11 protein-coding genes and 1 riboswitch are annotated in these 12857 nt (G+C 73.0%); all 11 genes read right to left on the reverse strand.

The features are described from left to right. The gene (locus tag JOD46_RS12435; protein ID WP_204394855.1) at positions 1–657 is read right to left on the reverse strand and encodes an ECF transporter S component; all 657 of its coding nucleotides are present in this window, start codon (positions 655–657) and stop codon (positions 1–3) included. Between the two features lie 38 nt (positions 658–695). Next, a riboswitch (TPP riboswitch) is annotated at positions 696–806 on the reverse strand. A gap of 61 nt (positions 807–867) precedes the next feature. Then, positions 868–1200 (reverse strand): hypothetical protein, encoded by a 333-nt coding sequence (locus JOD46_RS12440; RefSeq protein WP_204394856.1) that lies wholly within the window; start codon positions 1198–1200, stop codon positions 868–870. A gap of 66 nt (positions 1201–1266) precedes the next feature. Further along, positions 1267–2625, reverse strand: a complete 1359-nt coding sequence (locus JOD46_RS12445) for a DNA polymerase IV (RefSeq protein ID WP_204394857.1) — start codon at positions 2623–2625, stop codon at positions 1267–1269. Between the two features lie 69 nt (positions 2626–2694). Further along, positions 2695–3393, reverse strand: coding sequence for a hypothetical protein (locus JOD46_RS12450; RefSeq protein ID WP_204394858.1), 699 nt, complete (start codon positions 3391–3393; stop codon positions 2695–2697). Positions 3394–3530: 137 nt separating this feature from the next. Further along, a complete protein-coding gene (gatB, locus tag JOD46_RS12455) occupies positions 3531–5051 on the reverse strand; it encodes an Asp-tRNA(Asn)/Glu-tRNA(Gln) amidotransferase subunit GatB (protein WP_204394859.1) in 1521 nt (506 codons plus the stop codon). Beyond that, positions 5051–6580, reverse strand: a complete 1530-nt coding sequence (gene gatA, locus JOD46_RS12460; RefSeq protein WP_204394860.1) for an Asp-tRNA(Asn)/Glu-tRNA(Gln) amidotransferase subunit GatA — start codon at positions 6578–6580, stop codon at positions 5051–5053. The genes gatB and gatA overlap by 1 nt, the downstream gene beginning before the upstream one ends. After that, the gene (gene gatC, locus JOD46_RS12465; RefSeq protein WP_204394861.1) at positions 6577–6876 is read right to left on the reverse strand and encodes an Asp-tRNA(Asn)/Glu-tRNA(Gln) amidotransferase subunit GatC; all 300 of its coding nucleotides are present in this window, start codon (positions 6874–6876) and stop codon (positions 6577–6579) included. The genes gatA and gatC overlap by 4 nt, the downstream gene beginning before the upstream one ends. A 38-nt stretch (positions 6877–6914) precedes the next feature. Beyond that, entirely contained in the window at positions 6915–8687 is a 1773-nt protein-coding gene (locus JOD46_RS12470; RefSeq protein WP_204394862.1) for an alkaline phosphatase family protein, read from the reverse strand. Between the two features lie 9 nt (positions 8688–8696). Continuing rightward, on the reverse strand, positions 8697–10940 hold the full coding sequence (gene ligA, locus JOD46_RS12475) for an NAD-dependent DNA ligase LigA (RefSeq protein ID WP_372432569.1): 2244 nt from the start codon (positions 10938–10940) through the stop codon (positions 8697–8699). Positions 10941–11088: 148 nt separating this feature from the next. After that, positions 11089–11886: a hypothetical protein gene (locus JOD46_RS12480; RefSeq protein WP_204394863.1), complete on the reverse strand. Its 798-nt coding sequence runs from the start codon at positions 11884–11886 to the stop codon at positions 11089–11091. Between the two features lie 154 nt (positions 11887–12040). Beyond that, entirely contained in the window at positions 12041–12754 is a 714-nt protein-coding gene (locus JOD46_RS12485; protein ID WP_204394864.1) for a hypothetical protein, read from the reverse strand. Positions 12755–12857 lie beyond the last annotated feature (103 nt).

Consider the following 12857-nt stretch of genomic DNA (forward strand, 5'->3'; position numbering starts at 1 on the left):
TCAGACCCGCTCGGCGACGTCCCGTCCGGCGCCGAAGCGGTTCAGCGCGCCGGTGGCCGCCAGTGCACGGACGACGATCCAGCCGAGCAGGCCCGCGAGGATCGCGCCCGACACCACGATGGTGCCGAGGTAGAGGACGAGGAACTCGGCCGACTTCTGCAGGTTGCCCGACAGGAAGAGTTCGAGCGTCCACGCGCCGACGCCCGCGGCGGCGCCGGCGAGCATCGCGGTGACGACGCCGAACCGGCGGTAGCCCGTCGCGAGGAACACCAGCTCGGCGCCGAGGCCCTGCGCGAGGCCCGAGTAGATCGTCTCGACCCCCCACTGGTTGCCCACGAGCGCCGACACGATCGCCGCGAGCAGCTCGACGTAGAGCGCCGCCCCGGGCTTGCGGATGATCAACCCGCCGAGCACGCCGCCGATGAGCCAGATGCCCACCGCGATGCCGCCGAGCCCGGGGGTCACGGCGTCGGCCGCGCTGAACCAGGCGTAGCCGACGTTGTTCCAGAAGAGGAAGACCAGTCCGGTCGCGACGCCGATGACGCTCGCGACGACGATGTCGACCACGCGCCAGCGCGTGCTTCGTGCGGCCGGCTCGGTCGTCTCGCTCGCGCCGGCGGAGATGGTGCGGTCGGTGCCGCTGGTGGTCTCGTGCACTGTTCGTGCCCTTTCTCTCAAGTGAAAGCGGCACGGGAGATGAGATCGTTTGCCCTCCCTGCGCTGGCATGACCCAGATCAGGTTCGACGGTCGAAGGTTGGAGAACCTTCCTCTCAGCCCGGCTCACCGGACTCCCGTGTTCGAGCACGAGTATACGCCCGGCGCGCGAGCATGACGCCGGGCGACGGAGACGACGGAGCGAGCGCCCGCTATCGCTTGAGCGCGCGGATGATGAGCTTGAGGGCCTTGCCCGTGACCATGACCAACGGGATGGCGACGATCATGACGCCGAGCACGTTCGGCTCGAAGCGCACGTCGCCGCCACGGCTCACGTAGGCGCCGAGCGGCACCGACCACCCGCCACCGCCGCCGCCCGACCCCTCGCCCTGCTCGGGGGCGTTCCCCGAACCTCCGCCGAAGCCGTAGGCACCGAGCGCGACCGGCACGACGTCGACGCCGCCCAGCTGGACCTTGTCGGCGTAGGAGGTGCGCACGCCGACGCCGGCGACCTTGTCTGCGAGATCGAGCACGAAATCAGCCATGCCGCCACGCTACCGGCGCGTCGGAGACCTCGGAAGGCCCTTGACGGATGTCGCGCGGCCGCGGCCTCACGAGAACGTGCGGGCACCCGGCGGGAGGGGGCCGTCGGATCGGTCGGCAGGCGCAGCTCGCGGCGCGCGGGCCGGCCGGCGCGTCGTCGCCGTGCCGGCGTCGTCGCGCTCCCACCCTTCGCCCGCGGTCGGCAACGCGCCCGGCGTCCCCGGCCGCACGAGCGAGGCAGGCCGCACCGCCCCGCGGCCGAATCTCCGGACCACCTCGTCGACCGTGCGTTCGGCGTCGCGCCAGTCCTCGTCGGGGTCCCACAGGGGCGCGCCATCCCCCGCGGGACGCAGTTGCTCGCCGCGGACGCCGATGAGCCGGACCCGCCGCCCGTCGCCCACGAGCTCGCCCAACGGCACGAGCGCCTCCTCGTAGATGCGACGCGCGACATCGGTCGGTTCGGCGAGCGTGCGCGACCGCGTGACGGTCGTGAAGTCGCCGTACCGGAGCTTCAGCGTGATCGTGCGCGCCAGCATCCCGGCCCTGCGGAGCCGCACGCCCACGTCGGTCGCGAGGCGCAGGAGCTCGCGGGCGATGTCGTCGTGCTCGACCAGGTCGTGGTCGAACGTGGTCTCGTGGCCGATGCTCTTCTCGACCCGGCGCGTCTCGACCTCCCGCGGATCGACGCCGTTCGCGAGCTGGGAGAGCCGCGCGGCGAGGGCGGGGCCGACCGCACGGGTCAGCGCATCGGCCGGCATCTCGGCGACATCGCCCACGGTGCGCAGGCCGAGCTTGCGCAGCGATTCCTCGGTGACGCGGCCGACGCCCCAGAGGGCCGAGACGGGCAGCGGATGCAGGAACGCCGTCGTCTGGTCGGCCGGGACCACGAGCATTCCGTCGGGCTTGGCGCGGCTCGAGGCGACCTTGGCGACGTACTTGCTCGCCGCCACGCCGACCGAGCAGGTCAGGCCCGTCTCGTCGTGGACGCGCCGGCGGATCGTCCACGCGATCTCGGCGGGACTGCCGTGGAGCCGACGCGCGCCCGACACGTCGAGGAACGCCTCGTCGATCGAGAGCGGCTCCACGAGCGGCGTGAGCTCGCGGAAGATCGTCATGACCCGCTCGGAGTACTCCGCGTACCGCCCGTAATCGCCGCGCAGCACGACCGCGTTCGGGCAGCGCTGGAGCGCGACCGACATGGGCATCGCGGAGTTCACGCCGAACCGCCGCGCCTCGTAGCTCGCGGCCGCGACCACGCCGCGGCCCGCGGTTCCGCCGACGAGCACCGGCCTGCCCCGGAGCTCGGGGCGACGCAGCAGCTCGACGGAGACGAAGAACGCATCCATGTCGACGTGCAGGATCGGGGTCGCCGAGTCGTCGACCGGCCCGGTCGTGACCTGGCGCGACGAGCCGTCCTGCTTGCTCATGCTGCGACCCTACCGGTGGGCACCGATGACGGGCCCGACGGCCGGGACCGCTGGCGGTTCACCGACCGGTCAGAACCCGCCGAAGTCGCCGCCCCCGAAATCACCGCCTCCGAAGTCGCCGCCTCCGAAGTCGCCGCCCGAGCCGCCCCAGTCGCCGCCGCCGAAATCGCCGCCCGAGCCACCCCAGTCGCCGCCCGAGTCTCCCGCGCCGGCGTCGCCCGCGCCGGCACCCGCGTCGCCGGCATCGGCGCCGCCGGCATCGGCCGCATCCGCGCCCGACGCGTCGAACGCACCGGGGTCGGGCAGGAACGCCTGCGCGATCGCCGAGCCGATCACGACACCCGCGACCGTGCCGAGCAACGAGCTGCCCACCATCGAACCGAACGAGGGGCCGCCGCGGCCGTACGCGGCACCGCCGGCCGGCGCGCCGGCGAACGCGCGCTCCATCGAGCCGGGCTGACGCAGCTCCTGGCGTGTCGCCGCGCGCGCGAGCGCCTGCGGGTCGTCGGAGACCAGTCGCTCCCCCGCGGGCGCCTGCTCGGCGAGCGAGCGGAACACCTGCTGGCGCTGCTCGGGCGTCAGCTTCGCGAACGCCTCGGCATGCACGGCCTCGATCGACTCGGGCGGCGCCGTGCGGAGCAGGTAGCGGTAGCGCTCGATCGCGAGCTCGTCGTCACTGAGGCGACGCTGCTGCGGCGCCTGCGGCACCGGCGGTGCCGCCTGCCGGGCGCGGTCGTCGCCGCCGAAGAGCCGGTCAAGGAATCCCATGATGTCCTCACTCTCGTAGGGGCGGCCAGCGTAGCGATGCCCGCCTTGAAGGCGCTGGGAACGCCCGGGACGACGAGAGCGGATGTCGCAGCGCGCGCGTGCGCGTCGCGACATCCGCTCTCGTCGAGACGGTCGGGCTACCCCTCGGCGCCCGCGCGCTCGAGCACGAGTTCGCGCACGCGAGCGGCATCGGCCTTGCCCTGCATCGCCTTCATGACCGCGCCGATCACGGCGCCGGCGGCCTGGACCTTGCCGTCGCGGATCTTGGCGAGCACGTCGGGCTGCGCGGCGAGCGCGTCGTCGATCGCGGCGATGAGCGCGCCGTCGTCGGAGACGACCGCGAGACCACGCGCGTCGACGATCTCGCGCGGCGACCCCTCGCCCGCGATGACGCCCTCGAGCACCTGGCGCGCCAGGCGGTCGGTGAGCGTGCCCTCCTCGACGAGCGCAGCCAGTTCGGCGACGTCGGCCGGCTCGGCCAGCTCCGAGGCATCCGTGCCCCGAGCGTTCGCGATGCGGGTCAGCTCGCCCGTCCACCACTTGCGCGCGGCGGAGGGCGTGGCGCCGGCCTCGACCGTCGCGAGCACCTCGTTGAGCAGGCCGCCGTTGACCACGCCCTGGAAGTCGATGTCGCTGAACCCCCACTCGGCCTTGAGCCGGCGACGCCGGGCCGCGGGCGGCTCGGGCAGCGCGGCGCGCAGCTCCTCGATGAGGGCGGGCTCGGGCTCGACCGGCAGCAGGTCGGGCTCGGGGAAGTACCGGTAGTCGTCGGCGTCGGACTTCGGACGACCCGGGCTCGTCGTGCCCGTGTCCTCGTGCCAGTGGCGGGTCTCCTGCGTGATCGTGCCGCCCTCGGCGAGGATGGCCGCCTGGCGCTGGATCTCGTAGCGCACGGCGCGCTCGACCGAGCGCATCGAGTTGACGTTCTTCGTCTCGGTGCGGGTGCCGAACTTCTCCTGGCCCTTGGGTCGCAGCGAGACGTTCGCGTCGCAGCGCAGGTTGCCCCGCTCCATGCGCGCCTCGGAGATGCCGAGCGAGAGCACGATGTCGCGGATCGTCGCGACGTACGCGCGCGCGAGCGCGGGAGCATCCGCCCCCGCCCCGACGATGGGCTTGGTCACGATCTCGACGAGCGGCACGCCGGCCCGGTTGTAGTCGACGAGCGAGTACTCGGCGCCCTGGATGCGGCCCGTCGTGCCGCCGACGTGGGTGAGCTTGCCCGCGTCCTCCTCCATGTGCGCACGCTCGATCGCGACCTGGAACGTGCGGCCGTTCTCGAGCTCGACCTCGACCGAACCCTCGAACGCGATGGGCTCGTCGTACTGCGAGATCTGGTAGTTCTTGCCGAGGTCGGGGTAGAAGTAGTTCTTCCGCGCGAACCGGCTCGACGGCGCGATCGAGCAGCCGAGCGCGAGCCCGAGCGAGATCGAGTACCGCACGGCGGTGCCGTTGACCACCGGGAGCGAGCCGGGCAGGCCCATGTCGACCGGCGCGACGAGCGTGTTCGGCCCGGCGCCGTGGTAGGCGCTGTTCGCCGGGTTCGGCGCCGGCGAGAACATCTTGGTCGCCGTGTTGAGCTCGACGTGCACCTCGAGGCCGATCACCGGCTCGAAGCGCGCGAGCGCCTCGTCGAAGTCCATCAGTGCCGCGCGCGCCATCAGACCACGCCCTCCTCGGTCGCCTTGAGTTCGTGGGTGGACAGGTCGGGGGCCTGCGCGAGCAGCGGGCCGCCCCACCGGTCGACGAGCAGCGCCTCGAGCGCGCCGCCGACGTTGTAGAGCCGAGCGTCCTCGCGCGCGGGCGCGAGGAACTGGATGCCCGCCGGCAGCCCGTCCTCCGGCGCGAGGCCGGACGGCACCGAGATGCCGGGGACGCCCGCGAGGTTCGCGGGGATCGTCGCGACGTCGTTGAGGTACATCGCGAGCGGGTCGTCGAGCTTCTCGCCGAGCTTGAACGCGGTCGTCGGCGCGGTCGGCGTGGCGAGCACGTCGACCTCGGCGAACGCGGCGTCGAAATCGCGCTGCACGAGCGTGCGCACCTTCTGGGCGCTGCCGTAGTAGGCGTCGTAGTACCCCGCCGAGAGGGCGTAGGTGCCGAGGATGATGCGGCGCTTGACCTCGGGGCCGAACCCGGCCTCGCGGGTCGCGGCCATGACCTGCTCGACGGTGCCGCCGCCCTCGGGCGTGACGCGCAGGCCGAAGCGCACGGAGTCGAACTTCGCGAGGTTCGACGACGCCTCCGCAGGCAGGATCAGGTAGTACGCCGCGATCGCGTACTCGAAGCTCGGCGCGCCGACCTCGACGATCTCGGCGCCGTTGGCGGCGAGCAGCTCGAGCGCCTCGTGGAAGCGCTGCCGCACGCCGGCCTGGACGCCCTCGGAGTCGAGTTCCTTCACGACGCCGATGCGCAGCCCCGAGACATCCGCTCGCCGGACCGCCTCGGCCATCGAGGGCCACGGGTCGGGGATCGAGGTCTGGTCGTGCGGGTCGTGCCCGGCGATCACGTCGTGCAGCAGCGCCGCGTCGAGCACCGTGCGGCTGACCGGGCCGATCTGGTCGAGCGAGCTCGCGAGCGCGATCGAGCCGTACCGGCTCACGCCGCCGTACGTGGGCTTCACGCCGACGGTGCCGGTCACGTGCGCCGGCTGGCGGATGGAGCCACCGGTGTCGCTGCCGAGCGCGAGGGGCGCCTCGAAGGCCGCGACCGCGGCCGCGGAACCGCCGCCCGAGCCGCCGGGGATGCGCTCGAGGTCCCACGGGTTGTGCGTCGGGCCGTACGCCGAGTGCTCGGTCGAGGAGCCCATCGCGAACTCGTCCATGTTGGTCTTGCCGAGCGGGATCATGCCCGCCTCGCGCACCTTCCGGACGGGCGTCGCGTCGTACGGCGGGATCCAGCCCTCGAGGATGCGCGAGCCGGAGGTCGACGGCATGCCCCTGGTGACCAGCACGTCCTTCACCGCGATCGGCACGCCCGCGAGCGGGCCGAGCTCCTCGCCGGCCGCTCGGCGGCGGTCGACCTCGGCAGCAGTCTCGAGGGCGGCCTCGTTGACGTGCAGGTACGCGTGCACGGCGCCGTCGACGGCGGCGATGCGGTCGAGGTGGGCGCGGGTCGCCTCGACGGACGAGACCTCGCCGGAGGCGAGCTTGGCGGCGAGGTCGGCGGCGCTGAGCCGGATGAGGTCGCTCACTGCTCCTCCCCCAGGATCGCGGAGACGACGAACCGCGCGCCGTCGTGCTCGGGGGCGCCCGAGAGCACCTGCTCGACGGTGAGCACGTCGGTCGGGACGTCCTCGCGGAGCGGGTTGTGCAGCGGGATCGGGTGGCTGGTGGGCACGACGTCGGGCGTGGCCACCTCGCTCACCTTCTCGACCGCCTGCATGATCTGGCCGAGTTCCGTGGTGAGGTGGCCGATCTCTTCCTCGGTGAGCGCGATGCGAGCGAGGTTCGCGAGGTGCGCGACCTGCTCGGCGCTGATTTCAGACATGCTGCTCCGTCGTGTGGGGATGGGGATGCCCAGCGATTCTATCGAGGCGCGCCGAACAGGCCGACGCCGTACTTCTGCAGCGCCTCGTACGCGTCGCCGTAGGTCTCGGGCTCCGGTTCGCCGTCGGCGCCGTACTTCGCGATGAGCATGCCGAGCAGGCCGCGTGCCGGCGGGCTGAGCGGCGCCGCACGGTGCGCGTCGCCCGGGTGCGGCGGTTCGGCCTCGGGATTCGGCGGCGTGTACTGCGGCGTCGTGACCGGCCAGCTGAGCGGATGCCGCGGGGTGTCGCGGGTCACGGCGTTCAGGATGTCGGGCGCGCCGTCGTCGCGGGCCGTGAGCGGGTCGAGTCGGTGGAGCTTGCAGAGCGTCGCGATGACCGACCCGTGGTGCATGGCGTCGTGGATGACGCCGCCCTCGGCGGTGTACGCCGAGATCGCGATCGCCGGCACCCGGCAGCCGAGGCGGTCGAACGCGAAGCCCATCTCGCCGGGCTTCGCGTCGGGGTGCGGCGGCGTGCCAGCGGGCGGCGCGACGTGGTCGTAGGTGCCGCCGTGCTCGTCGAACGTGATGAGGAGCATCGTGTTGACGGCGTTGGATCCGCCCTCGGTGGCGCTCTCGCGGATCGCGCTGTAGATGCGGTGGATCAGCAGCTCGCCCGCGCGCACGTCGGAGATCGCGCTGTCGGTGACCTCGCCGCCCTCCACCTCGGACTCGCGCAGCGGCCCCACCGGCGGGTGGAAATCGTTGTGGTCGTAGATCATGCGCGGCTCGACGAACGAGTAGGGCGGGAGCTTGCCGTCGGCGACGTCGCTCCAGAACTGCGACATGGGTGCGAAGTGCTCCGTGCGCCAGTACTTCTCGAGTGCCGGTGCGTGGATGATGCCGGTCATCGACACGAGCTGCAGGTCGTCGAAGTAGATGCGCCAGTCGAGCCCGGCGTCCTCGAGCCGGTTGAAGATCGTCGGGGCGGGCTTCGCCTCGAGCCACTTGCGGTAGCCCGCGCCGCCGCGATTGGTGACGAAGCCGTGCGAGGTCGACGCATGGAAGAAGGAGCGGTTGCAGAACGTCTGCGAGGGCACCGCGCAGTGCCAGGCGTCGTAGACGGCGAATCCCTTCGCGAGCGTCGAGAGCACGGGCAGCATCTCGGGCGAGAACGACCCCATGATCTGGCGGAGGTCGCGGTGCCCGGCGACGTCGACGTCGTGCTCGACGTGATGGGCGTAGTCGGTGAGGAAGCCCGACATGCTTGCAGCGGCGCCGGCATCGGGCGCGTTGTACGGCGCCGTCATGTCGTCGATCGCGGCGGTCGCGTTCGACGCGGGACGGATCGTGCCGAAGAGCTGGGTGTTGACGTGCGGGTACTCCTCGCCCGGGTCGGGGTGCGGGCGGCTCATGATGAGGTCGGTCGCACCGGCGTACACGTGCGCCGCGACGACCTCGCCGTCGGGTGCGGTGTTGGCGTAGTCGCCGAACGCGAGCCCGTCGAACGTGGTGCCGTCCGGCACGGTGTCGGCGTCGTAGAGCCAGCCGAGGAGGTTGTCGAACGAGCGGTTCTCGCCCATCACCACGACGAGGTGGTCGAAGCCGGGCTTCGACCGCGGCGTCGGCGGGGCGGGAAGGGCGGCGAACCCGGCTGCGCCCTCGCTCAGCCCGGTCGAGTGCCCGGCCGCGGCGCCCACCGCGGCCGCACCGCCACCGGCCACGACGGCGGCGGCGCCCGCGACGCCGCCCAGCTTCAGGAACTCACGGCGCGTCGCGCCGAACCGCGCCGCCTCCTCGTCGTGATCCCGGTCGTCGCCGGCCTCCGCCATGCCGCCCCCTCATCGATCGAGCGCGTCCGGCCCCTCCGTGACGAGGACCGCGAACTGCGCCGCGTCGAGGACCCGGATGCCGAGTTCCTCCGCCTTCGCGAGCTTGGATCCGGCACCGGGACCCGCCGCGACGAAGTCGGTCTTCTTGGAGACGCTCGACGCCGCCTTGCCCCCTGCCGCGATGATAGCCTCCTGCGCTCCCTCGCGAGTGAAGCCGTCGAGGCTCCCGGTCGCGACGACCGTGAGCCCGGCCAGCACGCCGCCCGCCTCGGCCGCCCGCCCTGGACCGGGATGGCCCGGCGTGGCGAACTGCACGCCCGCGGCCGCCCACCGCTCGACGATCTCGCGGTGCCAGTCGACCTCGAACCAGTCGAGCAGCGAGTCGGCGATGATCCCGCCGACGCCCTCGACCTCGGCCAGCTCGTCGCGGCTCGCGGCGCGGATCGCCTCGAGCGAGCCGAAGTGGTCGGCGAGCGCGCGCGCGGCGACGGGGCCGACGTGGCGGATGTTCAGGGAGACGAGGATGCGCCAGAGCGGCTTGGTCTTGGCCTTCTCGATCTCGGAGACGAGCTTGAGCGCGCTCGCCGACGGCTGCGGACCCTCGAGGCCCGCCTTGCGCTCGGCCGCGCTCGGGTTGCGCCGGAACGGGGCGCGGACCCGCGCGGTGCCGTCGGCCTCGAGCTTCTCGAGCCCGGTCTCGGCGTCGCGCACGACCACCTCGATGGGGATGAGGTCGTCGACCGTGAGGTCGAACAGGCCGGCCTCGGTGGGCAGGGGCGGCTCGGCGGGCACGCGCGGCTGGGTGAGGGCGGCGGCGGACACCTCGCCGAGCGCCTCGATGTCGAGCGCGCCGCGCGATCCGATGTGCTCGACCCGGCCGCGCACCTGGGCCGGGCACGCGCGCGCATTCGGGCACCGGAGGTCGATGTCGCCCTCCTTCATCGGGCGGAGCGGCGTGCCGCACTCGGGACACTCGGCCGGCATCACGAACGCGTGCTCGGTGCCGTCGCGCAGCTCGACCACGGGCCCGAGGACCTCGGGGATCACGTCGCCCGCCTTGCGCAGCACGACGGTGTCGCCGATGAGGACGCCCTTCGCCTTGACGACGTCCTGATTGTGCAGGGTCGCCTGGCGCACCACCGACCCGGCCACGCGCACGGGCTCCATGACGGCGAACGGCGTGGCGCGGCCGGTCCGCCCGACGCTCACGACGATGTCGAGCAGCTTGGTGTTCACCTGCTCGGGCGGGTACTTGTAGGCGATCGCCCAGCGCGGCGCGCGACTGGTCGCACCCAGCTCGTCGTGCAGCGCGAGCTCGTCGATCTTGACGACCACGCCGTCGATCTCGTGCTCGACGGAGTGCCGGTGCTCGCCGTAGTACGACACGAACTCCTGCACGCCCGCGACCGAGTCGACGACGCGGTACCGGTCGGAGGTCGGCAGGCCCCATCCGGCGAGCAGCTCGTACACCTCGGACTGCGCGGCGACGGGCGGGTCGGGCCACGCGCCGATGCCGTGCACGAGCATCTTGAGCCCGGAGAGCCGACGGTGCATGAGGTCGAGCTGCGCGGCGTTCTTGCCCTCGGCTTTCTGCCGGAGCGACCCGCTCGCCGCGTTGCGGGGGTTGGCGAACTCGCGCTCCCCGGACTCGGCCTGCCGGGCGTTCAGCGCGCCGAACGCCTCGGTGGGGAAGTACACCTCGCCGCGGACCTCCACGAGCTCGGGGTGCCCGTCGCCCTCGAGCTTCATCGGGATGCCGGGGATGAAGCGGACGTTCTCGGTGACATCCTCGCCGACGCGCCCGTCGCCGCGGGTGGCCGCGGAGACGAGCCGCCCGCGCTGGTAGCGCAGGTTGAGGGCGAGCCCGTCGATCTTGAGCTCGCACAGCCAGTGCACGCGACGGCCGGCCGCGGACTCGGCGCGCACGGCCCAGTCGGCGAGCTCGTCGGGCGAGAAGACGTTGTCGAGGCTGAGCATGCGCTCGGCGTGCTCGACGGGTGCGAACAACGTGGTCTCGCCGCGGCCGCCGACGGTCAGGGTGGGGCTGTCCTGGCTCTGCAGCTCGGGGTAGAGCCGCTCGAGCTCCTCCAGCCGGCGCATGAGCTCGTCGTACTCGGCGTCGCTGATGAGCACGGTGTCGCGCTCGTAATAGGCGTCGCGCGCCTCGTTGATGCGGATCGTGAGGTCTTCGACCTCGTCGGCCGCGTGCTCGCGGGTCACGGTCGGGGTCGCGGTGTCGTCGACGGATGCCACGGGGCCAGCCTAACGACGGCCGCCGACGCCCATGCGCCGGGGGCGCGGATCAGCGGTCCGTGCGCACCGATCCGCCCGCCGCGCCGGCGCGGAGGCGGGGTGCGCGGCCCCCACCGCGCACCCCCTCCGGCGCAGCACTCCCCAAGCGCTATGCGCCGAAGCCGGCGGCGTCCACCTTGCGGTGATACCGCGTGCCGGTCTTGCCGCCCAGGATGGCGCCGCCGAGGCTGGCGAGCAGCACGATGACCAGGGTGACGATCCCCGCGACCGTGAGCTCGCCCTCGGTGACGGGGATGCGCGGGAACGTGTTCAGGCTGGCGAGGACGTCGTACTGCGCGCCGGCGCCGGCCGCGATGACCGCACCGACGACCGCGATGACGATCGCCCAGAGCCAGACGGCGATGCCCTGCTTCATGCCGTTGAAGCGCGCCATCCGCCCGGCGACGTAGCCGCCCGCGAAGTAGGCGACGAACAGGATCACCAGCAGCGCGATCGCACCGACGATGCCGATGGTCTGCGCGTTCTGCGCGGCGGCCTCGTCGACCGCCTCGCCGAGCGTGCCGATGCCGAGCGCCGCGCCGGTCGCCGCGAGCAGCGCGGTGAGCAGCACGCCGACGCCGACGGCGGTGAGCCATCCGAAGAACGCCGCGCCGAACTTGATGCCGCCGTATCGCTCGCGCTCGCGGTCGACGACCGCTGCGCGCACCGCCGGGTCGGCGATGGGCCGCTCGTCGCGGACGGCGCGGTCCTCGCGCACGACCCGCTCGTCGGCGATGCCGTCGCCGTCGGTGTCGACGCGGCGTTCGGCCACGCGCTCGCGCTCGACCGTGCCGTCGTCGCGCACGATCGTGCGGTCGTCGTGCACGGTGTCGGTCGGAACCGGGCGCTCGGCCGGCGTGCCCGCCGGATACGGCTCGCGGCCGGGCCGATCGGATGAGGTGCTCATGACAGGTCCCCTCTCGTCGTGCGCCGCACGGCGGATGGTGCCTGCGGCGCCGTCTCGACCATAGGGCGAACCCGGCTCGTCGGGAGGGGCCTTGACAACGGTGCGATCAGTGCCCTCGGATGCAGCGAACGTCCGGCCCGCGTTCAGCCCGGGGTCAGGCGTCGAGGCCGACCGCGTCGACGCGACGGTGGTACCGCACGCCGACGACGGCGCCCAGGATCGCCCCGCCGAGGCTGACGATCGCGACGCCGACGCCCACGGCGATCCAGGCGATCACGAGCAGGTCCGCGGACACGGGCAGGCGAGGGACCGCCTGCGCAACCGCAGCCAGGATGCCGTACCGGACGTCGAGCGCCGCACCCGCCACGGCGACCGCGATCACGGCGACGAGGGCCCACACCCAGACCGCGACGCCCTGCGCGATCGGGCTGAAGCGGGCCATCCGCCCCGCCACGTAGCCGCCGCAGTAGAACGCCGCGAGCAGGATCGCGAGCAGCGCGCCCGTCACCACCCAGCCGACCGTGAGCGCGTCGAGCGGGCCGACGGCGCCCACGGCCCAGGGGTCGGGCAGCACGCGCACGCCGAGCAGCGCGGCGACGACGACGAGGACGCCGACGACGCCCGCCCCGCTCGCGGACGCGGTCAGCCATCCGAAGAACGCCGACCCGATCTTCGGACCGCCGAACGCCGCGCGCTGGCGTTCGGCGACCTCCTCGATCGTGATCGGGCGGTCGTCGACGACCACGTCGTCCCAGGGCGTCTCGGCGTCGGCGCCGATCCGGGCGAGCGGAGTGGGCGCGGTGTCGAGCGTGCGGAACGGCTCGGCGGGGTCACGGGCGGGGTCGGCGGGGTACAGCGGGTAGGTCACGACAGCTCCTCGTCACTCGCGTGACGCCGGGGTGCGCCGCGCGAACCTACGCGAATCTACGCGAAACGACCACCGGATGTCACCCGTTCGGGTGACATCACGT

Source organism: Agromyces aurantiacus, from assembly GCF_016907355.1.
Classification (GTDB): domain Bacteria; phylum Actinomycetota; class Actinomycetes; order Actinomycetales; family Microbacteriaceae; genus Agromyces; species Agromyces aurantiacus.

Coding starts and splice junctions, on each gene's coding strand:
- JOD46_RS12445 (WP_204394857.1), bottom strand. CDS start 2,625: ATGAGCAAGCAGGACGGCTCGTCGCGCCAGGTCACGACCGGGCCGGTC.
- gatB (WP_204394859.1), bottom strand. CDS start 5,051: ATGGCGCGCGCGGCACTGATGGACTTCGACGAGGCGCTCGCGCGCTTC.
- JOD46_RS12470 (WP_204394862.1), bottom strand. CDS start 8,687: ATGGCGGAGGCCGGCGACGACCGGGATCACGACGAGGAGGCGGCGCGG.
- JOD46_RS12440 (WP_204394856.1), bottom strand. CDS start 1,200: ATGGCTGATTTCGTGCTCGATCTCGCAGACAAGGTCGCCGGCGTCGGC.
- JOD46_RS12480 (WP_204394863.1), bottom strand. CDS start 11,886: ATGAGCACCTCATCCGATCGGCCCGGCCGCGAGCCGTATCCGGCGGGC.
- gatC (WP_204394861.1), bottom strand. CDS start 6,876: ATGTCTGAAATCAGCGCCGAGCAGGTCGCGCACCTCGCGAACCTCGCT.
- JOD46_RS12450 (WP_204394858.1), bottom strand. CDS start 3,393: ATGGGATTCCTTGACCGGCTCTTCGGCGGCGACGACCGCGCCCGGCAG.